At 72.4% G+C, this 23,435-nt stretch carries 21 protein-coding genes and 1 pseudogene; 6 read left to right on the top strand and 16 right to left on the bottom strand.

Annotated features, from left to right (window positions below; genetic code table 11):
• Positions 1-338: 338 nt before the first annotated feature.
• Both AB0I28_RS28120 and AB0I28_RS28115 read right to left on the bottom strand, forming a co-directional pair.
• Complete coding sequence (locus tag AB0I28_RS28120) at positions 339-2,015, bottom strand: MFS transporter (protein WP_357498258.1); 1,677 nt, start codon at positions 2,013-2,015, stop codon at positions 339-341.
• 72 nt (positions 2,016-2,087) lie between these two features.
• On the bottom strand, positions 2,088-2,849 hold the full coding sequence (locus AB0I28_RS28115) for an SDR family oxidoreductase (protein ID WP_357498256.1): 762 nt from the start codon (positions 2,847-2,849) through the stop codon (positions 2,088-2,090).
• Positions 2,850-2,947: 98 nt separating this feature from the next.
• Here AB0I28_RS28115 and AB0I28_RS28110 point away from each other — a divergent pair, with 98 nt between their 5' ends.
• Positions 2,948-6,073 carry a BTAD domain-containing putative transcriptional regulator gene (locus tag AB0I28_RS28110; protein ID WP_357498255.1) on the top strand — a complete coding sequence of 1,042 codons (3,126 nt, stop codon included), beginning with the start codon at positions 2,948-2,950 and terminating at the stop codon, positions 6,071-6,073.
• 83 nt (positions 6,074-6,156) lie between these two features.
• On the opposite strand, the gene AB0I28_RS28105 is transcribed toward AB0I28_RS28110, so the two are convergent.
• Positions 6,157-6,540 (bottom strand): nuclear transport factor 2 family protein, encoded by a 384-nt coding sequence (locus AB0I28_RS28105; RefSeq protein WP_357498254.1) that lies wholly within the window; start codon positions 6,538-6,540, stop codon positions 6,157-6,159.
• 181 nt (positions 6,541-6,721) lie between these two features.
• On the opposite strand from AB0I28_RS28105, the pseudogene AB0I28_RS28100 reads away from it, so the two are divergent.
• The 3 genes and pseudogenes from AB0I28_RS28100 to AB0I28_RS28090 form a co-directional block, all read left to right on the top strand.
• A pseudogene (locus AB0I28_RS28100) lies at positions 6,722-6,925 on the top strand (copper ion binding protein); the annotation flags it as partial.
• Between the two features lie 92 nt (positions 6,926-7,017).
• Positions 7,018-9,273 (top strand): heavy metal translocating P-type ATPase, encoded by a 2,256-nt coding sequence (locus AB0I28_RS28095; RefSeq protein WP_357498252.1) that lies wholly within the window; start codon positions 7,018-7,020, stop codon positions 9,271-9,273.
• A gap of 102 nt (positions 9,274-9,375) precedes the next feature.
• Positions 9,376-10,173 (top strand): inositol monophosphatase family protein, encoded by a 798-nt coding sequence (locus AB0I28_RS28090; protein WP_357498250.1) that lies wholly within the window; start codon positions 9,376-9,378, stop codon positions 10,171-10,173.
• Here the strand turns inward: AB0I28_RS28090 and AB0I28_RS28085 are convergent.
• Positions 10,148-12,112: a M91 family zinc metallopeptidase gene (locus AB0I28_RS28085; RefSeq protein WP_357498248.1), complete on the bottom strand. Its 1,965-nt coding sequence runs from the start codon at positions 12,110-12,112 to the stop codon at positions 10,148-10,150. The genes AB0I28_RS28090 and AB0I28_RS28085 overlap by 26 nt on opposite strands.
• Positions 12,109-12,447, bottom strand: a complete 339-nt coding sequence (locus AB0I28_RS28080) for a hypothetical protein (RefSeq protein WP_357498246.1) — start codon at positions 12,445-12,447, stop codon at positions 12,109-12,111. Before AB0I28_RS28080 ends, AB0I28_RS28085 begins: the two co-directional genes overlap by 4 nt.
• A gap of 106 nt (positions 12,448-12,553) precedes the next feature.
• Between AB0I28_RS28080 and AB0I28_RS28075 the strand changes: the two genes are divergently transcribed.
• The gene (locus tag AB0I28_RS28075; protein ID WP_357498244.1) at positions 12,554-13,414 is read left to right on the top strand and encodes a hypothetical protein; all 861 of its coding nucleotides are present in this window, start codon (positions 12,554-12,556) and stop codon (positions 13,412-13,414) included.
• On the opposite strand, the gene AB0I28_RS28070 is transcribed toward AB0I28_RS28075, so the two are convergent.
• From AB0I28_RS28070 to AB0I28_RS28025, 10 genes are all read right to left on the bottom strand, one after another.
• Positions 13,358-14,119 (bottom strand): MBL fold metallo-hydrolase, encoded by a 762-nt coding sequence (locus tag AB0I28_RS28070; protein WP_357498242.1) that lies wholly within the window; start codon positions 14,117-14,119, stop codon positions 13,358-13,360. The genes AB0I28_RS28075 and AB0I28_RS28070 overlap by 57 nt on opposite strands.
• Entirely contained in the window at positions 14,116-14,928 is an 813-nt protein-coding gene (gene murI / locus AB0I28_RS28065) for a glutamate racemase (RefSeq protein WP_357498241.1), read from the bottom strand. The genes AB0I28_RS28070 and murI overlap by 4 nt, the downstream gene beginning before the upstream one ends.
• 98 nt (positions 14,929-15,026) lie before the next feature.
• Positions 15,027-15,392, bottom strand: coding sequence for a hypothetical protein (locus AB0I28_RS28060; protein ID WP_357498239.1), 366 nt, complete (start codon positions 15,390-15,392; stop codon positions 15,027-15,029).
• Positions 15,393-15,470: 78 nt separating this feature from the next.
• Positions 15,471-16,421, bottom strand: coding sequence for a cysteine synthase (locus tag AB0I28_RS28055; protein ID WP_357498237.1), 951 nt, complete (start codon positions 16,419-16,421; stop codon positions 15,471-15,473).
• A gap of 8 nt (positions 16,422-16,429) precedes the next feature.
• On the bottom strand, positions 16,430-16,705 hold the full coding sequence (locus tag AB0I28_RS28050; RefSeq protein WP_357498235.1) for a MoaD/ThiS family protein: 276 nt from the start codon (positions 16,703-16,705) through the stop codon (positions 16,430-16,432).
• Positions 16,706-16,789: 84 nt separating this feature from the next.
• On the bottom strand, positions 16,790-17,272 hold the full coding sequence (locus AB0I28_RS28045) for a M67 family metallopeptidase (RefSeq protein ID WP_357498233.1): 483 nt from the start codon (positions 17,270-17,272) through the stop codon (positions 16,790-16,792).
• 29 nt (positions 17,273-17,301) lie between these two features.
• The gene (locus tag AB0I28_RS28040; RefSeq protein ID WP_357498231.1) at positions 17,302-17,799 is read right to left on the bottom strand and encodes a DUF2017 family protein; all 498 of its coding nucleotides are present in this window, start codon (positions 17,797-17,799) and stop codon (positions 17,302-17,304) included.
• 13 nt (positions 17,800-17,812) lie between these two features.
• The gene (clpS, locus tag AB0I28_RS28035) at positions 17,813-18,103 is read right to left on the bottom strand and encodes an ATP-dependent Clp protease adapter ClpS (protein ID WP_357498229.1); all 291 of its coding nucleotides are present in this window, start codon (positions 18,101-18,103) and stop codon (positions 17,813-17,815) included.
• Between the two features lie 800 nt (positions 18,104-18,903).
• On the bottom strand, positions 18,904-19,143 hold the full coding sequence (locus tag AB0I28_RS28030) for a hypothetical protein (RefSeq protein WP_357498227.1): 240 nt from the start codon (positions 19,141-19,143) through the stop codon (positions 18,904-18,906).
• Positions 19,143-21,296, bottom strand: coding sequence for a glycosyltransferase family 4 protein (locus tag AB0I28_RS28025; RefSeq protein WP_357498226.1), 2,154 nt, complete (start codon positions 21,294-21,296; stop codon positions 19,143-19,145). The genes AB0I28_RS28030 and AB0I28_RS28025 overlap by 1 nt, the downstream gene beginning before the upstream one ends.
• Positions 21,297-21,480: 184 nt before the next feature.
• Here AB0I28_RS28025 and AB0I28_RS28020 point away from each other — a divergent pair, with 184 nt between their 5' ends.
• Complete coding sequence (locus AB0I28_RS28020; protein WP_357498224.1) at positions 21,481-22,770, top strand: nicotinate phosphoribosyltransferase; 1,290 nt, start codon at positions 21,481-21,483, stop codon at positions 22,768-22,770.
• Positions 22,771-22,837: 67 nt separating this feature from the next.
• Here AB0I28_RS28020 and AB0I28_RS28015 read toward each other — a convergent pair whose 3' ends face one another.
• On the bottom strand, positions 22,838-23,410 hold the full coding sequence (locus tag AB0I28_RS28015) for an isochorismatase family protein (RefSeq protein ID WP_357498222.1): 573 nt from the start codon (positions 23,408-23,410) through the stop codon (positions 22,838-22,840).
• Positions 23,411-23,435: the final 25 nt, after the last annotated feature.

The raw sequence follows: 23,435 nt of genomic DNA, 5'->3' as shown, positions 1-23,435 counted from the left end.
CTCCTCCGGTGCCGGGTCCCCGAACTAAGGTGACGCCTGAACTGACGGGTCCCCCGCGTGGTCTGCCGGGTACCCGGCGCGAAGCCACCGGCCCCGGCCCGGGGTGACGCCTGCACTGCCCGGTACCCGGCGCGAAGCCGCCGGCCCCGCCCGGGGTGACGCCTGAACTGGCGGGTGCCCGGCGCGAAGCCGCCGGCCCCGGCCCGGGGTCACGCCTGAACCGGCGGTACCCGGCGCGAACCCGCCGGCCCCGCCCGGGGGCTGGGCATGCCACGGCCGACGCCGGGTGAGCGAAGCTCCTCCCCGACGCCGGCCGCGGCGGCCCGCGGCAGCCGAAACTACGCCCGGTCCCCGACGATGGCGGAGGTCCGGGACCGAGCTCCTGCTTCCCCGCCGCCGGCCCCACCTCGCTCCCCCGCGCCGTCGCCATCCCCGCCGTCGCCATCCCCGCCCCCGCCGCCGTCCCCGCCGTCAACCCCACCCTCGGCGGCGCCCGGCCTCACCTTCCGCAGGACCGTCGCCGCGAGAATCCCCACGGCCGCCGACAGCACAGCCCCGATCCCCGCCGCCAGGTTCAGCCCCGAACTGAACGCATCCCGCGCCACCGCCAGCAACTCCTCCCCCACCTCGGCGGGCAGCGCCCCCGCGGCTTCGAGGGCACCGCTGAGCGAGTCGCGGCTCCCAGCGGCGGCGTCTGCGGGGACACCCGACGGCAAGCCGTCGGCGAGCTCGCTGCGGTACAGGGCCATGCCGACGCTGCCGACCACGGCGATGCCCAGGGCCAGCCCGAACTCCGACATGGTCTCCTGCAGGGCCGAGGCCGCGCCGGCCTTCTCCGGCGGCGCCGCGCCGACGACCAGGTCGATGCTCAGCGCCATCATGGGGCCGATGCCGGTGTAGACGACCGCGAAGCCGACCACCACGGTCAGTGCACCACCGGCGTCGACGAACGTCAGCACGACGTAGCCGACTGCCGTCAGGACCATCGAGGCGCCGACGACGAGACCCGGGCCGAGTTTGGCGGCGAGCATCGGCGCGAGCGTCGAGGAGATGATCAGCAGGATGGCGGCGGGCAGGAGTCGCAGGCCCGCCTCGAAGGGCGAGTGGTCGGCGACCATCTGGAGGTACTGGGTGATGAAGATGTAGGCACCGCCGATGGCGACGGCACCCGCTAGCATCACGCCGAGGGCGATGCTGAACGAACGGTCGCGGAACAGCGCGAGGTCGAACAGGGGGTTCGCCGAGCGCAGCTGCCGCCGGATGAACAGGTACCCGAACACGAGGCCGACGAGCACGGTGGTCGCCGAGACACCGTCGAGGCCGTCCTTGGCGAGGTGCTTGACGCCGTAGACGATCGGCAGGATCGCCAGGAGTGACAGCACGACGCTCGGCAGGTCGATGCGGCCGGCCGAGGTGTCCTTGAACTCCGGCAGCAGGAAGGGCCCGGTGGCCAGCAGCAGCACCATGACTGGCACGGCCAGCAGGAACACCGACCCCCACCAGAAGTACTCCAGCATCAGCCCGCCGACGACCGGCCCGAGCGCGATGCCGACGGAGAAACTCGCCGCCCACACGCCGAAGGCGACGCCGCGCTGCCTGGGGTCGCGGAACATGTTGCCGATGAGCGCCAGCGTCGACGGCATGAGCGTGGCGCCGGCCAGGCCGAGGAGCGCGCGGGCGCCGATGAGCATCCCGGCACTGCTCGCGTAGGCGGCGGCGACCGAGGCGGCGCCGAAGAGGGTCGCGCCGATCAGCAGGAGTCTCCTGCGGCCGACGCGGTCGCCGAGGCTGCCCATGGTGACCAGGAGCCCGGCGATCATGAAGGCGTAGATGTCGATGATCCACAGCATCTCGTTGCCGTCGGGTCTCAGTGCCGCCGCGAGGTTCGGGACCGCGAGGTGGAGCAGCGTCACGTCGAGCGACAGCAGGATGCTGGGCAGCGCGAGCATCGCGAGGCCCAGCCACTGGCGGGGGCCTGCGACGGCGGGTGCCGTGGAGGGTGTGGTGGCGTGCATAACAAGGCCTTTCGAGGTGTGGGATGGGGGGCGGGACTCCCGTGTGACCGCGCGGAGCCCCGCCGGTTCTCGCTACGCGGGCGGGGTGATCCCCTGCGCGAAGCCGCCGTCGACGGGCAGTTCGACGGCGGTCGTGAAGGTCGCGTCGAAGGCGAGGAACAGCGCCGCGGCGGCGACCTCGGCGATGGTGCCGTGCCGCTGGAGCGGCGTCTGCCGGTCGCCCTGCTCCTCGAACTCGGCGCGCCGCTCGTCGCTGAGTCCGGCGACGCCCATCGTCGGCGTCTTGATGAAGCCGGGCGCCACGGAGTTCACCCGGATCCGGCGGGGCAGGAACTCCGCGGCGAGGACCTTGGCGACCGCCTGCGCGGCCTCCTTGGAGCCCGAGTAGGCGCTCAGGCCGGGGAAGATCAGGTCGTTGGCGACCGTGGTGAACACGACCGCGCCACCGTCGGCGAGCAGCGGCGCGAGGCGCTGGACGGTGAAGAAGGCGCCCTTGGCGTTGACGTCGAAGTGGCGGTCCCAGGCCTCCTCGGTCACGTCGGCGAGGGTCTGGATCTCGGCGACACCGTGGTTGACGAACAGCGCGTCGACGGTGCCGAGGCGTTCGGCCGCGAGGGTGCCGAGGGCGTCGATGTCGGCCATGCTGGCGGCGTCGCTGCGGACGACGTGGGCGGCGCGCCCGGCCAGTGCGGTTCGGGCCTCCTCGATCTTCTTCTCGTTGCGGCCGGTGAGGATCACCTCGGCGCCCTCGGCGAGGAGGGCCTCGGCGATCCCGAGCCCCATCCCGTGCGTGCCGCCGGTGACGACCGCCTTCTTGCCGTCGAACCTGCCCATGTCCCGCTCCGTTCGTCCTGTGTCGGGTTGACGGGGGCAACGGTGCGGCGTGGCGCTTGCGGTCGGCTGTAGGTCGCCTTGCGGTTACGGTTGCGTGCGTGCGCTTCGGTGTCCTCGGTCCTCTGACGGTGTGGTCGGCGAGCGGCGAGATGCTCGCGGTCCCCGAGGTCAAGGTGCGGGCGCTGCTGGCCTCGCTGCTGGTCGACCCCGGCCGCGTGGTGTCCACCGATCGCCTCGCGGAGGATCTGTGGGCGGGGAGTCCGCCGGCGGACCCGGTCGGGGCGGTGCAGATCCGGGTGTCGCGGTTGCGCAGGGCGCTGGGGGCCGAAGGGAAGGCGCTGGTCGTTCACCGGCCGCCGGGTTACGTGTTCGGCGGGGATGTCGAGTCGGTCGACGCGGTCCGCTTCACGCGGCTGCTCGCCGGCGCTCGGGAGTCCGCCGACGCGCGGAGCCGGGCGGGGCTGCTCCGCGAGGCGCTGGGGCTGTGGCGGGGTGCGCCTTTCGCCGACTTCGCCGACGAGCCTTTCGCGCGGGCGGCGATCGCGCGGCTGGAGGAGCTGCGGCTGGCGGCGCTGGAGGAGTCGGCCGAGGCGCGTCTGGAGCTCGGTGAGCACGACGTGGTCGCGGCCGAACTGGGCGAGCTGACCGCCGCGCATCCGCGCCGGGAGCGGTTGCGGGCGGCGCACATGCGGGCCCTCTACCGCGCGGGCCGGCAGAGCGAGGCGCTCGACGGGTTCGGGGAGCTGCGCCGGCATCTGGCCGAGGAGCTTGGCGTCGACCCCTCGCCGGAGCTGTCCGCGCTGCATCGCGAGATCCTCGGCCAGTCCCCCGCGCTGTCTTCGCCCGCGCGCTCGCGCACGAACCTTCCGACGCCGGTGACCAGCCTGATCGGCCGCGACACCGCCGCCGAGGAGGTCGCCGAGCTGCTGAAGGCGCAGCGGCTGGTGACCCTCACGGGTCCCGGGGGCGTCGGTAAGACGCGGCTGGCGATCGAGGCCGCCGGGCGCGCCTCGGGGGCCTTCGCCGACGGCGTCTGGCTCGCCGAGCTGGGCACGATCGGCCGTGGCGCCGACGCCGCCGCGCTGGCGGGCCTGGTCGCGGCGATCCTCGGGGTCCGCGACGACGGTGAGCCCGTCGCGCGGCTCAGCGCGGCGCTGGGGCCGAAGCGGCTGCTGCTGGTCCTCGACAACTGCGAGCACGTCGTCGACGCCGCCGCCGGGCTGACCGGCGCGCTGCTCCGCGCGGCTCCCGGCCTGACGGTGCTGGCCACCAGTCGCGAGTCGCTCGACATCGCCGGTGAACTGTTGTGGACGGTCCCTCCGCTCGACCCGGCGGGGGCGGCGGCCGACCTCTTCCTCACGCGGGCGAGCGCGGCCTCGCCGGGTTTTCGGCTCGGGGCGCAGGACGCCGCGATCGTGGCGACGATCTGCCGTCGGCTGGACGGGATTCCGCTGGCGTTGGAGCTGGCGGCGACAAGGGTGCGGGTGCTGGGGGTCGCGGCGCTGGCGGAGCGTCTCGACGACCGTTTCGGGGTGGTGACCGGTGGACTTCGGGACGCGCCGGAGCGGCAGCGGACGCTGCGTGCGGTGATCGACTGGAGCTGGGAGCTGCTGACGGCGGCGGAGCGGACGGTTCTGCGGCGGCTGGCCGTGCACGTCGACGGGTGCACGCTGGCGGCGGCCGAGGCGGTGTGCGCGACGGAGAACGTGAAGCCGGGTGAGGTGCTGGATCTGCTGGGGAGGCTGGTGTCGCGGTCGCTGGTGTCGGTCGTGCACCGGGCCGACGGGACGCGGTACCGGCTGCTCGAATCGGTCGCGGTGTACTGCGCCGAGCGGCTGCGGCTCGACGGGGACGAGCGGGACGCGCGGCTGGCCTACGCGCGGTATCACGCCGACGCGGCCCGCGAGGCCGAGGCGCATCTGTGCGGGGAGGATCAGCGGACGTGGCTGACGCGGCTCGACGCGGAGGCGGCGAACCTGCGCGGCGCGCTGGAGGCGGCGGTCGCCGAGGGCGATGAGGATACCGCGCTCGATCTGGCCTTCCGCACGACCTGGTACTGGATTCTGCGGGGGCGGCTCGGCGAGGCGGAGCGCTTCCTCGCGCTGGCCTTGTCGGCGGCGTCGGGAACGGAGCCTTCGGCGCGGGCCTGGCTGAGCGGGGTGCGGCTGCTGTCGGGGCATCTCGCCGAGGGGCCGGGGCCGCTGGAGCTGCGCGACGCCGTGACCGACCCCGCCGGGCGCGCCTCGGCCGGGTGGTTCCTGGGGCTGGCCGCCTCGCTGTTCGGGGACGCAACCGTCGCCGAGCGGCTCCTCGCCGACGCGCTGACGCAGGCCGAGGCGCTCGGGGATCGCTGGACGGTCGCGGCGGTCCTGACCGCGCGCAGCGTTCCGGCCTATGAGCGCGGCGACCTCGACGGTTCGGCCGCCGACGCCCGCCGCGCGCTGGGGATCTTCGCCGAACTCGGCGACCGCTGGGGGCGTGAGCAGGCGCTGGCGGTGCTGGCGCGGCTGGCCGAGATCGCCGGCGACTACGCCGGGGCGCGACGGCATCTGTCGGAGGGGCTGCGGCTCGCCGAGGAGCTGGGCCTGGCCGGGCAGGTCAGCGCCGGGTTGTCACAGCTGGGGCGCATCGCGCTGCTGGAAGGCGACCTGACCGCGGCCGACGAGCTGCACGGGCGTGCGCTGCGCCTGGCCGCCGACCGAGCCGATCTTCCCGGCGAGGAGAACGCGGCCATCGGCCTCGGGCTGGGCGCCCGCAGGCGCGGCGACCTCGACGCCGCCGAGGAGTACCTGCGGCCGTGGCTCGCCTGGAACCGACGGCTGGGACCCGACACCGGCGCGGCGCTGATCCTCGCCGAACTCGGCTTCACCGCCGAACTGCGCGGGGACGCCGCGGCCGCGCTCGAACTGCACGCCGAGGGCCTGGCCGCCGCCCGCAACACCCGTGATCCCCGCGCGGTGGCGCTGGCGTGGGAAGGGCTCGCCGGCGCGCATGCCCTGGCGGGAGAGCAGGTGCGGGCAGCACGCCTGCTGGGCGCCGCGCACGCGGCGCGCGGCTCGGTCGGGGCTCCCCTGCCCGCGGGTGAGCGGGGGGACGTCGACCGGATCGAGGCGCGGGTCAAGGCGGCTTTGGGAGCGGACGGTTTCGCCGAGGAGTTCGCGCGCGGCGCGCGGGACGGCGAGGCGGCGGACCTGTTCGAGGGCGAGGACGGTCCGGCGGGGTAGTCGGGGCCGTGGCGGGTTTCCGCGCGTCCCGGTGACCGGCAACGCGTCGACGGCGAGCCCGGCGGGGCCTCGGGTGCTTCGCGTCAGTACTGCTCGACCAGGTGCTCCCGACCGGCCGGGGGCTCGTAGCTCTCCGGCCAGAAGTCGGTGACGGTGGTGATTCTGCCGTCGGTGTCGACCTCGAAGAAGGTCACCGCGTCGCTGCTCTCCCCGGCGACCTCGAACTTGGCCCAGGACACTGCGCCGTCCTCCTCGGCGACGATCCGGTGGGTCCAGGCGCGCCAGTCCCCCGGGTACTCGCGGTTGAACTGGACGTACTTCTCCTTGCCACTGATCCGCTCGCGGGTCTGCGGCAGCTCGTAGACCACGTCTTCGGCCAGCAGGGCGCCGAAGGCGTCCCAGTCGCGCGCGTCGGCACTGGCCCAGTACTTCTCGACGGCCGCGCGGGTGTTCTCGGTGCGATCCATTCCCGCAGGTTAGGCCCTACCTCCGACAAAACCGCGAACCCACGCTTGCGATACCCCCAGGGGTATGTTAGCTTCTAAGCGTCAGATACCCCCCTGGGGTAAACTATCGAGGAGTTCCCACATGTGCGACACCTGCGCCACCGACACCGCCGCCACCGCCACCGTCGGCGTCACTGACGGCGTCAGCGCCACCTACCGCGTCGAGGGCATGACCTGCGGCCACTGCGTCAACAGCGTCAGCACCGAGGTCGGCGCCGTGCCCGGCGTCACCGATGTGGCCGTCGACCTGTCCGCCGGCACCGTGACGGTCCGAAGCGGCACCCCCGTGGACGTCGACGCGATCGCCAAGGCCGTCGACGAGGCCGGCTACCGCCTCACCGTCTGACACCCGGCGGGTGCGGCCCGCCCCACGAGTTCGCCCACCCACGGGCGGGCCCACCCGCGAACAGGCGACAATCGTTGTGAAGGAGCAGCCCGATGACTTCCCGTACAGGCTCGGCCCCGTCCGACGGCCAGATCGAGCTGGCCATCAGCGGGATGACCTGCGCGTCCTGCGCCGGCCGGATCGAACGCAAGCTCAACAAGATGGACGGCGTCACGGCCACGGTCAACTACGCCACCGCCAAGGCCAAGGTGACCTTCGCACCGAACGTCGTCCCCGAAGACCTCGTCTCGACCGTCGAGAAGACCGGTTACGGCGCACAGCTGCCCAAACCGCCGCGGGCCGAACCCGACGAGACCGCCCCGGGAGACCCCGAACTCGACGAGCTCAGGCAGCGCACGCTGATCTCGCTGGTCCTGGCGATCCCGGTGGTCGTGCTGGCGATGGTCCCGGCCTTCCAGTTCGACGCCTGGCAGTGGCTGTCGCTGATGCTCGCCTTCCCGGTGGTCACCTACGGCGGCTGGCCCTTCCACAAGGCCGCCTGGACCAACCTGCGCCACGGAGCGGCGACGATGGACACCCTCGTGTCGGTCGGCACGCTCGCCGCCTTCGGCTGGTCGATCTGGGCGCTGTTCTGGGGCGACGCCGGGATGATCGGCATGACCCACCCGTTCAGCTTCACCATCGGCGAATCCGACGGCGCCGGCAACATCTACCTTGAGGCCGCCGCGGGCGTCACCGCGTTCATCCTGCTCGGCCGCTACCTGGAGGCCCGCGCGAAGCGGAAGGCCGGCTCGGCGCTGCGCGCGCTGCTGGCCATGGGCGCCAAAGAGGTCAGCGTCCTGCGCGACGGCCGCGAGACGCTCATCGGCGTCGAAGACCTGCGCACCGGCGACGAGTTCGTCGTCCGCCCCGGCGAGAAGATCGCCACCGACGGCGTCGTCGTCGACGGGTCCTCCGCCGTCGACGAGTCCATGCTCACCGGCGAGTCGGTCCCCGTCGAGGTCGGCCCGGACAGCCAGGTCACCGGCGCGACCGTCAACGCCGGCGGCCGCCTGGTGGTCCGCGCCACCCGCGTCGGCTCCGACACGCAACTGGCGCAGATGGCCAGGCTCGTCGAGGACGCGCAGAACGGCAAGGCCGCCGTCCAGCGCCTCGCCGACCGCATCTCGGCGGTATTCGTCCCGATCGTGATCGCCTTGGCGCTGGCCACCCTGGGCGTGTGGCTGCTCCTGGGCAACGGCACCGCCGCCGCCTTCACCGCCGCCGTCGCGGTCCTGATCATCGCCTGCCCGTGCGCCCTGGGCCTGGCCACCCCGACCGCCCTGATGGTCGGCACCGGCCGCGGCGCGCAGTTCGGCATCCTCATCAAGGGCCCCGAGGTCCTGGAGTCCACCCGCCGCGTCGACACCATCGTCCTCGACAAGACCGGCACCGTCACCACCGGCAAGATGGCGCTGGTCGACGTGATCCCCGCCGCCGGGCAGGACACCGACGAACTCCTGCGCGTCGCCGGCGCCCTCGAACACGCCTCGGAGCACCCGATCGCGCAGGCCATCGCGGCCGGCGCGGCCGAGAAGGTCGGCGAACTGCCGCCCGTCGAGCAGTTCGAGAACGTCGCCGGGCTCGGCGTCAACGGCATGGTCGAGGACAAGGCCGTCACCGTCGGCCGCACGCAGCTGCTGGCGGAGTGGTCCCAGTACCTCGACGAGGGACTCCAGGCCGCCAAGGACACCGCCGAGGCCGAGGGCAAGACGGTCGTCGCGGCGAGCTGGGACGGCCAGGTGCGCGGCCTGCTGGTCGTCGCCGACACCGTCAAGGAGACCAGCGCCGAAGCCGTCACCCGCTTCCGCTCGCTGGGGCTCACCCCGGTCCTGCTGACCGGCGACAACAAGGCCGTCGCCGCGACCGTCGCCGCCCAGGTCGGCATCGACGTGGTCCACGCCGAGGTCATGCCGAAGGACAAGGTCGACGTGGTCAAGGCCCTCCAGGCCGAGGGCCGCACGGTCGCCATGGTCGGCGACGGCGTCAACGACGCCGCCGCGCTCGCCCAGGCCGACCTCGGCCTGGCGATGGGGACCGGCACGGACGTGGCCATCGAGGCCAGCGACCTGACCCTCGTGCGGGGCGACCTGCGGGCCGCCGCCGACGCCATCCGCCTGTCCCGCAAGACCCTGCGCACGATCAAGGGGAACCTGTTCTGGGCCTTCGCCTACAACGTCGCGGCCATCCCGCTGGCCGCGCTGGGCATGCTCAACCCGATGATCGCCGGCGGGGCGATGGCCCTGTCGTCGGTGTTCGTGGTGACCAACAGCCTGCGGCTCAAGCGGTTCAAGCCCCAGTCCGGCTGACGGCCGGCTCACGAAACGGCGCCCATGATCATGGGCGCCGTTTCGCCGTCGCCGCTCAGGCGGTGATCAAGCCGACCGGCCGGCCAGGATAGATTCACCGCCATGGCCGACTACACCGATGACCTGGGACTCGCGCACGTCCTCGCCGACAGCGCCGACTCGATCTCCGCGGCGCGTTTTCGCGCCAACGACCTCCACGTCGACCGCAAGCCCGACACCACCCACGTCACGGACGCCGACCTGACGGTGGAGAAGACCATCCGCTCCACCCTCGGCCGCTACCGCTCCCGCGACTCCATCCTCGGCGAGGAGTTCGGTCTGGAGGGCAACAGCGGCCGCCGCTGGGTCATCGACCCCATCGACGCCACCGCCAACTACGTGCGCGGCGTCCCGGTCTGGGCGACCCTCATCGCGCTCATGGACGGCGACGAGCCCGTCGTCGGACTCGTCAGCGCCCCCGCCCTCGGCCGCCGCTGGTGGGCGGCGAAGGGCGCCGGGGCCTTCGCCGGCAAGGACCGCTCGCGCGCCGAGCGCCTCAAGGTCTCCGCGGTGTCCAAGGTGGAGGACGCCTCGGTCTCGGTCTCCTCGATCACGTCCTGGTACGAGCACGGCAAGGGCGACAACGCCCTCGGCCTGCTCACCGACTCCTGGCGCGACCGCGCCTACGGGGACTTCTACAGCTACGTACTGCTCGCCGAAGGGACCGTCGACATCGCCATCGAGCCCGAGGTCGCGCTGTGGGACCTCGCGGCGCTCTCGGTGATCGTCACCGAGTCGGGAGGCCGCTTCACCAGCCTCGACGGGACTCCCGGACCGGCGGGCGGCTCGGCGGTCGCGACGAACGGGCTCCTGCACGGGGCGGTGCTGGAGCGGCTCAACGGCCCGCCGGCTCGCTCTTGACCTCGGGCGCCGCCGCGCCGTAGTGGGAGCGCGGTCCGAGCCCGAACTCCTGGCGGAGCCCGTTCTCGGTGAACTGGATCGGGTGCTCGGGGTCGATCACGTAGCGCCCCTTGTCCGGGTCGGGCTCGGTGCCGTTCATCGTCGGGTCGATGGGCAGCCCGACGGCCTGACGCTCGTCCTTGGGCACAGGGTCGCCCGTTTTCGGATCGACGTCGGGATTCGCCGGATCGGTGTGCGATCCGCCCTCGCCGGTGCCGTTGAGGTAGTCGTAGGCGTGCGCGAGTTCGTGGTAGAGCACCACCGAGGGGCGTCCGCTCGATCCGCGGTACTCCGGGTTGATGCTGAGGGTGGCGTCGCCGCCGAGGTTGGACGCCCTGCCGTTGGACTCGTCGAACTCCTTGATAATGAGCCGGCGGTCGTCGATCAGGTCGTCGCCGCGGGACTCCTCCATGCGCTGTTCGAGGTTCTCCAGCATCTGGCGGCCGGTCGGCGAGGCGCCGAAGAGGTCGAGGTCGGCCTGGACCCGGTCGGCGAACTCCTCGCTGCCCTCGATGACGGCGATCTCGGAGTCGACGATCTCGACGTCGTGCCGTTCGGCCGGCGGGCCCGCGGTGACGTCCTCGGCCTGCACGTAGACGCGGTCGTCGGAGGTGCCGCCGTCGACGGTGTCGCGGTCGCGGCCGCCGTAGATGACGTCGGGGTCGTGTCCGCCCAGCAGCGTGTCGGCGCCGCGCCCGCCGGAGACGATGTCGGCGCCCGAACCGCCCGCAGCGAGGTCGTCGTCCTTGCCGCCTTCGAGGTAGTCGGCGCCGGCGCCGCCGAAGATCCGGTCGACGCCGTCGAGGCCGTAGACGATGTCGGCGTCGTCGCCGCCGTGCAGGACGTCGTCGCCGTCCTGGCCGTCGACGTAGTCGTCGCCCGATCCGCCGTCGATGGAGTCGGCGCCCTTGCCGCCGTAGATCTCGTCGTTTCCGGTGCCGCCGGCGATGACGTCGTCGCCGTCGCCGGCCTGGATCTCATCGTTGCCGGAGCCGGTGCCGACGTAGCTTCCACCGTTGACCTTGTCGTCGCCCCCGCCCGTCAGAACGGTGTGGGGGCCGCCCTTGGCGGTCACCTTCTCGGCGCCGTCGCCACCGAGGACCGTGATCGGCGAGGCGCCGGTGTCCACGTCGACGACGTCGTCGCCGGCACCGGTCCGGATCGTCAAGGGGGTGCAGGGCGGGTAGGTGGTCTTGTGCCCGTTGACGTCGACGACGACCTCGCCCTTGTCGTTCGTGGTGACCTTGACCTTGTCGTCGACGTACCCGCCGGAGTTGATGACGATCGAGCCGTCGGGCAGGCGCAGCACGTCGCCCTTGACCGAGGACTCCGGCGGCGACTGGAAGCTCGGCGCCCCGTCGGCCTGCTTCTTCCACTCCTCGAAGGCGGACTTGAAGGGCTGCTCGGCCTCGACGAACAGACGGCGGCGTAGGCGCTCCAGGCCGGTGTCGAGAGACGTGCGGATCTGTTGCGCGACGGCGACGCCGTCCCCGACCAGCCGGCTCTGCTCGGGCGTCTCGGGGGCGAAGACCATCGCCGTGGGGGCAGAGGTGAACGGGACCGCGAGCAGGATGCTCTCCAGGGCGCAGGACAGCTCGAACTGCTTGTCACGCAGGAGCGCCGCCATGTCGGTGAGGACGCCGGCTGCCGCGTCGGCGGCGGCTTTGAGGCCGGACAGCGTGGTGCGCAGTTTCCGCTGGTGATCCTCGTAGGAGTCTCGTGCGGCGCCCTTCCACTCCTCGTCGAGGACGGTGCGGGCCGCCGTTTCCAGAGCGGTCGCGCGGCCGTCGAGGGCTTGGCCGAGGGTCCGCCAGCGACCGGCGGCCTGTTCGAGCCTCGCCGGCTCGGACATCAGGCTCCACCAGCGCAGGTCGACGGTGATCTTGCCGGGCGCGCTCACAGCGGCGTCCTCTCTCCGCAGCGGCAGGCCGCCTCCTGCCGGCGGGCTTCGGCCTCGTCGGTCGACTTGTAGGCGAAGGCCGTCAGGAGCAGCCGGTCGGCGTCGGCCTCGAACACGTCGGCGAGAGTGCTCAAGGCCCGGTCGGCGGCTTCGAGCACGTCGGAGTGGTAGCGCTCGCACTCGGGCGCGTCCCCGGAGTTCCCGAAGACCACCGAGGGAAGCTGCGCCTCGGCGCGGCCCTCGGCCGAGGCCGTCCGGAGGTCCTTGCCGATCCGCAGGGTCGAACCGGCGAGTGTCGCCAGTTCCACCGGGTCGGCGCGCAGTTCGTCGGTCATGGCGCGACCATATCGACGGTCCGCAAACCGTCGACAGTGGACAGTCCGGACCACGGCCGCGCCATTGGGGAGGCGCCCGCGTCCGAGCGTCCATAGACTCGCACCCGTGACGCGAATCGTCGGTGTGCACGGAGTCCTCCAGTACCGTCCCGGCGACCCGCTGCGGGCCGGCGAGGCGATCGCCGCGCAATGGCGCGAGCACCTCGGACCGGACCGGCCGCCCGGGCTGGAGGTCGCCTACTTCGCCGACCTGGTCCGCAAACCCGGGGCCTACGGCGAACCGCTCAACGTGGACCGCCTCGACGCCGACGCGTGGTCGCTGCTCACGTCTTACCTGGTGGCCGCCCTGCCCGACCTCGACGACGGCGGGCGCCTGCGCGTCTCACCGCGAACCGGGATGGCGATCCTCGCCGGGCGGCGCAACGTCAACGGCGCCGCGACGCACGGGTTCCTCGTCGCCTTCGCCCGCGAGGCCGCGCGCTTCCTGCGCGCGCACGGCCGGGCCGGAACACGCGAGGCGGTCACCGCACGCGTGGCCCGCCGGATGGCCGGTGCCGACGTGGTCGTCGCCCACTCGCTGGGGGCCGTTGTCGCCTACGAGACACTATGGGCCCATTCACCGATTGCGATACCGCTGCTGATCACGATCGGCTCGCCGCTGGCCGTCCCGGGCGCGGTGTTCCCGCACCTGTCCTCGCCCACAGTGGACGGACGCCGTGGCCGGCCGCCCAATGTGGACCGCTGGATCGACGTCCTCGACCCCCGCGACCTGTTCGCCGTACCGGGCGGCGAGGTCGCGGCGCTCTTCGACGGTGTGGAGGCCCACGCCGAGCGCAGGGTGCCGGCCTTCGACGCCCACCAGCCCGGCGGCTACCTGCGCAGCGAGCCGGTGGGACGGGCCCTCACCGGGCTAGATCTGGTAAACCGCGCCGGATCTGGCCAGGTCGATCGGGCCGTTGAAGGCTGAGGCGGCCTCGGCGTAGGTGCACTCCTCGCTCCCCCACGCCTGCACGAGATGGGTCAGCACCAGCCGCCCGACCCCCGCCTTCGTGGCGTGCTCCCCGGCCTCCTTGCCGGTCAGGTGCACGTTCGGCGGGTTGTCGCGGCCCTCCAGGTAGGAGGCCTCGCAGAGGAAGAGGTCACTGTGCTGCGCCAGCCGCACCAGGGCCTCGCAGGGCCCGGAGTCGGAGGAGTAGGCCAGCGACCGGCCGTTGTGGGTGATGCGCACGCCGTAGGTCTCCACCGGATGCGTCACCAGGTCCACCGACACGCCGAAGGGACCCAGTTCGAAGGATCCCGGCGCCATCGGATGGAACGCGTACACATCGCGCAGGGAGGGAGCGATGTGCTCCTCCCCCGCACCGCCGTAGGCCTCCATCAGCCGCGCCTCGGTGTCCTTCGGGCCGTACACCGGGATCCTCGGAAAGGGCGCACCCGGCGCGTACCGGCGCATCACCACATAGGTGCAGGCGTCCAGCACATGGTCGGCGTGCAGATGCGTGAGCATGATCGCGTCGATCGAATGCGGGTCGAGATGCCTCTGCAGCGCGCCGAGGGATCCGGAGCCGAAGTCGATGAGCAGCCGGAACCCCTCCGCTTCCACCACATAGGCCGAGCAGGGTGAATCGGGTGCGGGGAAACTCCCGGCACAGCCGATGATCGTCAGTTTCACGGTGCCACCTCACCGAACGCGTCGGCCCGGACGTCCGCCAGTTGCGGGCCAAGGAACCGCCGAGCCAGCCGGGCGAAGGACACCGCGTCACCGGTCGCCAGAAACCGATGCCCGGGCCCCTGCGAATCATTCTCCCGCAGCAGGCCCTGATCGGTGAGCACCCGGTACAACTGCCGGGCGGTCTCTTCGGCGCTCGACACCAGCGTCACTTCGTCTCCCATCACCAGGCCGATGAGCCCGGCAAGCAGCGGATAGTGCGTGCAACCGAGGACAACCGTGTCGACGTCCGCACGCTGTAGCGGCTCAAGGTAGGCCGAAGCGAGACCGAGTAGCTGTCGTCCGGTTGTCACTCCGCGCTCGACGAAGTCGACGAAGGCAGGCGCGGCCGCACTCGTGACCTGAATGTGCGGAGCCGCCGAGAAGGCGTCCTCGTAGGCGCCGCTGCCGATCGTCGCGGCCGTACCGAGGACACCGATCCGCCCGTTGCGGGTGGCCGCCGCCGCACGCCGGACGGCGGGGCGGATCACCTCGACAACGGGGATGTCGTAACGTTCGCGCGCGTCGTGCAGACACGCCGCACTCGCCGTGTTGCACGCGATCACCAGGGCTTTCACCCCGAGCCCGACCAAGTGGTCGCACGCGTCGAGAGAGTGCCTGCGGACGTCGGCGATCGGCTTGGGCCCGTAGGGCACATGCCTGGTGTCGCCGACATAGACGAGTCGCTCGGCGGGCAGTTGATCGAGCACGGCGCGAGCCACCGTCAGACCGCCGACGCCGGAGTCGAAGATCCCGATAGGTGCGTCCGTCACCTAGGGGAGCGTACGCGTCGAACACCTGTCAACGCAGGGCGCGACGCCCGCCTTGTCACGAAGGTGACAGGTGAGGGGCGTCACGACTGTGACCGACGTTACGAAGCCTGAGCGGTCAAAACGACGCCGATGATGAACACGACGGTGCTCGCCGACAGCAGGATCCACGGTGTCTGCCGCGAGCGGGTCATGGGGAACGCGGCGATCGCCAGGCCGAGACCGACGAGGCCGGTGACGATGATCGCCGGCTCGAACCAGCCCGGCGTCTCGCCCCCGAGGAGGAGGATCAGGTCGATGAGGCCGACGACGAGGCCGCAGATCGCCAGGCACAGCGCCCAGGCGCACACGCCCATGAGCCGACGCAGCCGGACGTCCGGCACGGGTCGGTTCTCAGGACCGGCCTGCGCGGCGCGGGGCTGCTCGGTCGGCACCATCGGCGTCCGTGTTGAGGTCTGGATGCTCATGCTGCCCGACTCTACTCGGGGCCGCCGAGGGCGCAACCATCCGTCACACCCCTGGCTGACCAGGTCAAATGATCGAGGTCACGCCCACAGCTGACCGTCGAGGGCTTCGGCGGCCTCTTCGAGCGAACCGGAGTAGGCGCCCGTGGACAAGTACTTCCAGCCCGCGTCGGCGACCATCACCACGATGTCGGCGGCACTACCCGACTTCACGGCCTCCCCCGCCACGACCAGCGCGGCGTGCAGCACCGCGCCCGTCGACGGCCCGGCGAAGACACCCTCGTCGAAGACCAGCTGCCGCGTCCGGCGCAGCGCGTCGGCGGTCCCCACCGAGATACGGCGGTGCAGGATCTTCTCGTCGTAGAGCTCCGGCACGAAGCCCTCGTCGAGGTTGCGCAGCCCGTAGACGAGCTCGCCGTAGCGCGGTTCGGCCGCGACGATCTTCACGCCGGGGGCGTTGTCGCGCAGGAAGCGACCGGTCCCCATGAGGGTCCCGGTGGTGCCCAGGCCCGCGACGAGGTGCGTGATCGTCGGCAGGTCCCGCAGCAGCTCCGGGCCGGTCGTGGCGATGTGCGCGGCGGCGTTGGCGGCGTTGGAGTACTGGTCGAGCATCACCCAGTCGGGGTTCTCCGCGGCGAGCTTGCGCGCCATCGCGACCGCCTGGTTGGAACCCCCGGCGGCCGGTGACGGCACGATCTTCACGCCGTAGAGCTCCAGCAGCTGCCGGCGCTCGGCCGAGGTGTTCTCCGGCATCACGCAGATCAGCTTGTAGCCGCGCAGCCGGCTCACCAGGGCGAGCGCGATGCCGGTGTTGCCCGAGGTGGGCTCAAGGATCGTCGCGCCGGGCTTGAGGACGCCGGCGTCCTCGGCGGCGGTCAACATGGACAGGGCGGCGCGGTCCTTGATGCTGCCGGTCGGGTTGCGGTCCTCCAGCTTGGCCCACAGGCGGACCTCGTCCGAGGGGGACAGGTTCGGCAACCCGACCAGCGGCGTGTCACCGCAGGCGTCGAGGATCGAGTCGTACCGCGCCATGGCTCGCGTCAGCCGCCAGCCACGGCCGGGAGGATGGTCACCGAGTCGCCGTCGTTGAGCTTGGTGTCGAGGCCGCCGGTGAAGCGGACGTCCTCGTCGTTGACGTAGACGTTGACGAAGCGGTGGAGGGAGCCCTCGGCGGTGATCACGCGGCCGGACAGCCCGTTGTGGCGGGTGTCGAGGTCGGCGAACAGGGCCGAGAGGGTGTCACCGGCGCCGGAGACGAGCTTCTCGCCGCCGGTGTGGGTGCGCAGGATGGTGGGAATGCGAACTTCGACAGACATGGCCGTTCTCTTTCAACGCAGGAGGGTGTGACTTGATTCGGGAGAGCCGGGATCTGCGCGGGGCGTGACGCGGGGAGGCGTCGCCTAGCGCGGCTCGGCACAGTCGTACACGATCGAGGTGGGTGTGTGCCCGATCTTGTACGTCTGGACGGCGAGCTCGTCGCCGGTGAGTTCGATGGGTTCCTCGGTGATCTCGCCGTCGACGATCCGGAAGGACCGGACCTCGGCGACCTCGGGGTCGCGGGTGGAGACCAGGACGTAGTGCGCGCCGGGCTCGCCGGCGAACTTGACGTCGGTGCGCGAGGGGTAGGCCTCGGTGGCGGTGTGGGAGTGGTAGATCACGACGGGTTCCTCGTCGTGGTCGTCCATCCCGCGCCAGACGGTGAGCTGCTCGGCGGAGTCGAAGCGGTAGAACGTCGGCGAGCGCTCGGCGTTGATCATCTCGACGAGGCGCGAGGGCGTGTCGGATCCCGCGGGGCCGGCGATGACGCCGCAGGCCTCGTCCGGGTGGTCCCGGCGGGCATGGGCGACCATCGCGGCTACAAGCGCACGGTCGATCGTCAACACGCTCGACAGCCTACCCGGTCGGCGGGCGGTCACCATCCCGCGACGGCCACCACGAGGGACTCCTGGACGTAGGTGAGGAGTTCGTAGAGACCCAGCGCGGCCGCACGCGGGGACACCGGGTCGGCGAGGATCTCGTCGTCGATCTCGCGGCCGAGGTCGGTCGATTCGCTGATGTCCAGGCGGACGCCGAGGGCCAGCCGGACGTCGGTGATGGCGCGCAGCCACGCCTCGGCCGTCTCGGCGTCGATGCTGACCTCGCCGCCCTCGGCGGGGAGCGTGTCGAGGAGCACATCGACCTGCGCGAGTTTCGTGCCGGTCAGTTCGGCGTCGGTGAGGCGGTGGAACTCGGCGGCGTCGTCGCTGGAGTCGTTGTAGACGTCCGGGAACAGCCGCGCGGTGACGGGGTCGTCGGTGTCGTGGGTCCGGACGAGTCCGGCGATGCCCTGTACCGACTGGCGGATCGCGTCGGCCTCGGCCGGGGCGAAGGTGGCGACGAAGGTGTCGCCATCACGAATGAAGGCTCGCATGTTTCCTGTTCGTTTACTGGCGCTCTACGGTGGCCCAGAGGCCGTGCGCGTGGAGGCGGGTGGCGTCGAACTCCATGCGCTCACGGGCGCCGGAGGAGACGGTGGCGCGGCCCTTGTTGTGCACGTCGAGCATGAGCTTTTCGGCCTTGTCGCGGTTGTAGCCGAAGAGCTTCTGCAGGACCCAGGTCACGTAGCTCATGAGGTTGACCGGGTCGTTGTGCACGACCGTCGTCCAGGGACGATCGGGGTCGGCGCGTTCGGCATGGTCCGTGACGATGTCCGGACTCGCCAGTGGTGCTCCCATGTCTCCATCGTGCCACCCCGGCGCCAGCGGCGCGGTGGCGGTGGCGGGTGGGGCGGGAGGGGTGGGTGGGGGTGGTGGGGTGCGCGGGGAGGGGTGGGGGGTGACTGGCGGGGTGGGGCGGGCGGGGGGTGGTTCGCGGGCGGGAGGGGTGGGTGCGGGGGGATGCGGTGGGTGGGGGTGGTGGGGGTGGCGTGCGCGGGAAGGGGCGGGGTGGCGGGGCCGAGGTTGGGGGCGGGGCTGGGCCGGGGCTGGGGCGGGGCGGGGCTGGGCCGGGGCGGGGCCGGGGCGGGGTTGGGGATCGGGATAGCGGACCGGGGTTGGGGGCGGGGTTAGGGCTGGGCGCTCGGCGGGGGACGGTGGGGCAACTGGCGGGGGCGAAGAACGCGGGGTGATGGCTGGAGCGGCGGCGAAGCCGGGAGCGGCGGGTCGACGTGGCCGCCCGTTGTCCCCGATCGGAACCGTGGGGCCGCCCAGGCCGCCTCCCACTTCTGACAGTAGAGGGGCGCCAGGCGTGGGTGTGTAGTGCTCAGCGGCCGGGCCTGTGGATAACCCGCCGGTTGTGGACAACCCCGCCGGAGCACAACCCCAGCAGCCGAGTCCGCCGGAGCACGACACAACCCGGCAGTCGAGTCCGGCGGCGCGCCATGACCTCACGCCCGAGTCGACCGGGCACGATCCGGCGCCCCGGCAACCCAGCACCCCGGCGCCCCGATCCCCAACGCCCCACCCACCCGACGCCCATCGGCCGGTCGCGCCCCGAGCCCGAGCCCCGCAGCCGAGGCAACCGCCCCAACCCGCCCCTACCCCCGCCGCCGCAGCTCCGCGATCTCCTCCCGCGCCTCCGCCAGCTCGGCGCGCAGCGCCGTCAGCGCGTCGTACACCTCGTCCAGCCCTCTCGCGTTGCGAGCGCGCAAGTCCTTCACCGCCGCGTCCAAGACCCCATCGGCCTTCCCGCGCAACGCCCGCTCTGCCGTCCTGTCGACGCGCTTGTCCATCCGCGCCGTGACCGGCCGCAGCAGCCTTCGCAGTACCCGCCCCATCAGTCCCGCCTCCGCAGCAGTGCCCGTTCGTACAGTTCGGCGTCCGCCGGCCGCCCTTCGGCCCGCAGCGCCGCCAGGTGCTCGGCGTGTGCCGTGCCGGTGGCGTCGTCGAGGGCCCCGACGGTGGGAGCCGGCACCCGCGGCGCCGGTCCGTCCTTGGCCAGCGCGAGGGCCGTCGACATGCGCTCGGCGAAGCTCGCCGGCGCGAACAGCTCCTCGACCTCGCGGTACCCCGCCTCGTCGACGTCGTCGGCGAGCACTTCCCGCAGCGCGGTGAGTGCGGCGTCGGGGGTGTACTCGCCGAAGCCCCGGTATCCGCCCACTCCTTGGAGGATCTCCTTCGACCCGACGCGGTCGTAGGTGACGATCCGCAGCCGCTGCTGGACGGCCTCGATCACGGCCAGCGGCATGGGATCGTCCGAACTGGACAGGAACAGCACGTCGGCCTCGGCGAGTTCGGCGCGGACGCGTCTTCGCGGGAGGGCCCCGCGCCAGTCGACGCGTGTGGACACCAGGGCGGTGTCGCTCACCCTGCCGCGGTGGCCGTACCAGGCGAAGTCCCAGGGCAGCGCGGCGGCGCGTTCGGCCACGCGCGAGAACAGGTCGACGCCCTTGCGGTCCTGGACGGTGCCGACCATCGCGATGCGCGGCCGCTCCCCGGCCCGCTTCCGAGCGCGCGGCGGGTGGTCGTCGAGGGGAACGGTGTTGTAGACGACGACGGGGTCGCGGGCGCCGTGCTTGCGGTAGAAGTCGGCTTGGGCGCGGGAGACGCACAGCAGCCGCAGCCTCGGCAGCAGGTCGAGCAGGCGCTCATGGCGCACCCCGCGCGTCGCGGCCTCGTGGTCGAAGACGTACTCGGTCTCGTGGACGTACACCGACGTGGGCACGCGGGCGTCGAGGAGGGCGGCGACGACGCGTGAGCCGAGCCAGTTGCGCCAGAAGAGGGCGAGGCTGTTGACCAGTACCTGCTCGCAGCCCTCGATCGCGGCGAGGACGCCCTCGACGCTGGAGAAGGCCCAGATGTCGATGTAGCGGACGTCGACGGGTCCTTCGGCGACGAGGTCGCGCGTGTAGGTCAGCACGGGCACGGCGACGCCGGTGACGTACCCGAAGTCGGTGCCGATGACGGCCAGGGAGCGGGGGCGGCGGATGCGGTCGCGGATGTCGTCGAGGGCGCGCTCGGCGAGACTGCGGCGGTCGACGGTGGGCCCGTCCACAACGGACCCCGCCGCCGGGACCTGGGCCCGGACGACCGCGTCGACGATCCGTTCCCCGACGTCGGCGTGGAAGGCCAGGTAGTGCTCGACGGGCTCACCGGCCGGGTCGCCCCGGAAGCGGCCGTCGACCTTCAGGCGCAGCGCGACCTCGCCGAGCTCGCCGACGTCGCCGGTGGTGCGGATCAGGTTGTGCCGCAGCGAGGGCAGGACGCGGCCTCCGGTCGCCGCCGGCCGGTGGTGGACCAGCGGGACCCCCGCCCGCAGTGTGCGGGGGTAGAGGGCGTCGGTGGCGGTGACGACGAGGTCGGCGCCGGCCGGGTCGCCGCCGAACTCGACCTCGCCGTAGGCGCGCAGCTCCTCGACGGCCTCGTCCCAGTCGCCGTCGCCGTGGATCACGACCCGCAGCGGGGTGCCCGGGGCGGCGGCGCGCCGGTGCACGGCTGAGCGGGCGGCGCGCAGGAGGGCGGGGTCGTCGCTGAGGCCGAGGGCTCCGGTGACGACGACGGCGGTGTCGGGGCCGCGACCGGCGAGCGCGCGCCGCGTCGCCGGTCCCCACACGCACACGGTGGCCGGTCCGCTGTCGCCGAGGCGTCCGTGGGCGGCGGCCGCGGCGTCGAGGGAACGGTGCCGGTAGTCGACGTGGCGGTCCTGGATCACCACGACCGGCAGGCGGGTCCGCAGCCCCCGCGTGAGTTGGCGGCCGTGGTGGGACTGGTCGTCGCACAGCACGAGCCGGTCGACGCCGTTGGCGTCGGTGAAGGCGCGCACGCGCGCTTCGAGCTCGTGGGGGAGGTCGACCTCGCCGATCGCTTCCTCGGGTCCTACGAGGGCGGGGGTGAGTTCGTCGACGACGTGCCCGGCCGCCTCGGCGGCGCGGCGGAACTCGGCGGCGACCTGTCTGGCCTGGTCATCCTCGGTGAAGACGGCGATGCGCATGCGAGGGGAAGTCCTTACGGCGTGGACCTTCGCGGGTCCCCGTGGAGGGGGCTGCGCCAGGCTATGCGTCGCCGGACCAACACCGGGCGGGCTTGACGTGAAAGCACGGTGAACGAAAAACGCCAAGGGTCTTGGAAGTGGACGAGGTGAAGATCGTCGTCCGCGGGTGAGCGACGGGCGGGCGTTGATTAGGCTCAAGCCCGTGAGCGTGCTGCACACCGATCATTACGAGCTGACCATGGTGTCGGCCGCCCTCGCCGACGGCAGCGCCGAGCGCGCCTGTGTCTTCGAGGCCTTCGCCCGCCGTCTGCCCAACGGCCGCCGCTACGGGGTGGTCGCCGGGATCGGCCGGCTCCTCGACCACCTCGCCGACTTCCGCTTCCACGACGAACAGCTGCGATTCCTGCGCGAGAAGAAGGTCGTCAACGAGCAGACCATCGAGTGGCTGGCGAACTACCGCTTCACCGGCGACATCGACGGCTACGCCGAGGGCGAGCTGTACTTCCCCGGCTCGCCGATCCTGACGGTGACGGGGACCTTCGCCGAGTGCGTGCTGCTCGAAACGCTCGCACTGTCGGTGCTGAACTTCGACTGCGCGATCGCCTCGGCCGCCGCCCGGATGGTGACCGCCGCGCGGGGCCGCCCGATCATCGAGATGGGTTCGCGCCGCGCGCACGAGGAGGCCGCCGTGGCCGCCGCGCGCTCGGCCTACCTGGCCGGCTTCTCGGTCACCTCGAACCTGGAGGCGGGCATGCGCTACGGGATCCCGACCGCCGGGACCTCGGCGCACGCCTACACGCTCCTGCACGACAGTGAGCAGGAGGCCTTCGCCTCCCAGGTGGCGACGCTGGGGACGGACACGACGCTGCTCGTGGACACCTACGACATCTCCGAGGGCATCCGCCGCGCCATCGCCGCGGCCGGGCCGGGTCTGCGGGCCATCCGCATCGACTCCGGCGACCTGCACTTCCTGGGCCAGCAGTCCCGCGAGCAGCTCGACTCGCTCGGCGCGGCCGACACCCGCATCGTCGTCTCCGGCGACCTCGACGAGTACGCGATCGCATCGCTGGCGGCGACCCCCGTCGACATCTATGGCGCGGGCACGGCCGTGGTGACCGGGTCCGGCGCGCCTACGGCGGGTCTGGTCTACAAGCTCGTCGAGGTCGAGGGCCGGCCCGTGGTCAAGCGCTCGGAGAACAAGGCGACCGTCGGTGGCCGCAAGACCGCCGTGCGGCGCCACAAGCCGACCGGCACGGCCGTCGAGGAGATCGTGGTCTCGCAGGGCACGCCCGAGTCGGAGCCCGGCGACCGCGCGCTCCAGCGCCCGCTGGTGCGCGGCGGCGAGATCGTGGCCGGCCTGCCGACCCTCGACGCCTCGCGCGACCACCTCCGCGAATGCCTGATCTCGATCCCGTGGGAGGGCCTGAAGCTCTCCCAGGGCGACCCGGCGATCCCCGTGGTGATGCGCTCCTAGAGAGGGCGTCTCCGGTGGGTCACCGCGGGCCTTGGCGGGCTCGTCGCGCCCACAAGACCCACAAGCCCTAGCCGACGACGGGCGTGCCGACGAGCGTCACGTCCGCCTCGCGCAGCCGCGCCAGGGCCGACTCGGTCGTCTCGGCGGCCACGCCGGCCGTCATGTCGAGCAGCACCGTGGTGGCGAAGCCCTCGCGGGCGGCGTCGATCGCGGTGGCGCGCACGCAGTGGTCGGTGGCGATGCCGACGACGTCGACCTCGGTCACGTCGCGGGCGCGCAGCCACTCGGCGAGCGAGGTGCTGTCGCTGGCGCCCTCGAACCCGGAGTAGGCCGCGGCGTAGGCGCCCTTGTCGAAGACGGCCTCGGCCCGCGAGTGGTCGAAGTCGGGGTGGAAGGCCGCGCCCTCGGTCCCGACCACGCAGTGCACGGGCCAGCTGTCCACGAAGTCCGGTTCGGACGAGAAGTGCCCGCCGGGGTCGATGTGGTGGTCGCGGGTCGCCACGACATGCTCCCAGCGCTCGGGCTCGTCCCGCAGGGCCGCGGTGATGGCGGAGGCGACGCCCGCACCACCGGCGACGGCGAGGGAACCGCCCTCGCAGAAGTCCTTCTGTACATCCACGACGATCAGTGCGCGTGCCATGGGTCAAGCCTAGGGGGTGCCGGCC

The organism is Phytomonospora sp. NPDC050363 (assembly GCF_040655735.1).
In the GTDB taxonomy this organism is placed as follows: Bacteria; Actinomycetota; Actinomycetes; order Mycobacteriales; family Micromonosporaceae; genus Phytomonospora.
This window is presented reverse-complemented; position numbering and strand designations above follow the sequence as displayed.

Excerpts from the sequence above, each read along its gene's own strand:
- AB0I28_RS28120 (WP_357498258.1), bottom strand. The coding sequence starts at position 2,015 with ATGCACGCCACCACACCCTCCACGGCACCCGCCGTCGCAGGCCCCCGC.
- AB0I28_RS28115 (WP_357498256.1), bottom strand. The coding sequence starts at position 2,849 with ATGGGCAGGTTCGACGGCAAGAAGGCGGTCGTCACCGGCGGCACGCAC.
- AB0I28_RS28105 (WP_357498254.1), bottom strand. The coding sequence starts at position 6,540 with ATGGATCGCACCGAGAACACCCGCGCGGCCGTCGAGAAGTACTGGGCC.
- AB0I28_RS28095 (WP_357498252.1), top strand. The coding sequence starts at position 7,018 with ATGACTTCCCGTACAGGCTCGGCCCCGTCCGACGGCCAGATCGAGCTG.
- AB0I28_RS28090 (WP_357498250.1), top strand. The coding sequence starts at position 9,376 with ATGGCCGACTACACCGATGACCTGGGACTCGCGCACGTCCTCGCCGAC.
- AB0I28_RS28080 (WP_357498246.1), bottom strand. The coding sequence starts at position 12,447 with ATGACCGACGAACTGCGCGCCGACCCGGTGGAACTGGCGACACTCGCC.
- AB0I28_RS28060 (WP_357498239.1), bottom strand. The coding sequence starts at position 15,392 with ATGAGCATCCAGACCTCAACACGGACGCCGATGGTGCCGACCGAGCAG.
- AB0I28_RS28055 (WP_357498237.1), bottom strand. The coding sequence starts at position 16,421 with ATGGCGCGGTACGACTCGATCCTCGACGCCTGCGGTGACACGCCGCTG.
- AB0I28_RS28050 (WP_357498235.1), bottom strand. The coding sequence starts at position 16,705 with ATGTCTGTCGAAGTTCGCATTCCCACCATCCTGCGCACCCACACCGGC.
- AB0I28_RS28040 (WP_357498231.1), bottom strand. The coding sequence starts at position 17,799 with ATGCGAGCCTTCATTCGTGATGGCGACACCTTCGTCGCCACCTTCGCC.
- clpS (WP_357498229.1), bottom strand. The coding sequence starts at position 18,103 with ATGGGAGCACCACTGGCGAGTCCGGACATCGTCACGGACCATGCCGAA.
- AB0I28_RS28030 (WP_357498227.1), bottom strand. The coding sequence starts at position 19,143 with ATGGGGCGGGTACTGCGAAGGCTGCTGCGGCCGGTCACGGCGCGGATG.
- AB0I28_RS28025 (WP_357498226.1), bottom strand. The coding sequence starts at position 21,296 with ATGCGCATCGCCGTCTTCACCGAGGATGACCAGGCCAGACAGGTCGCC.
- AB0I28_RS28015 (WP_357498222.1), bottom strand. The coding sequence starts at position 23,410 with ATGGCACGCGCACTGATCGTCGTGGATGTACAGAAGGACTTCTGCGAG.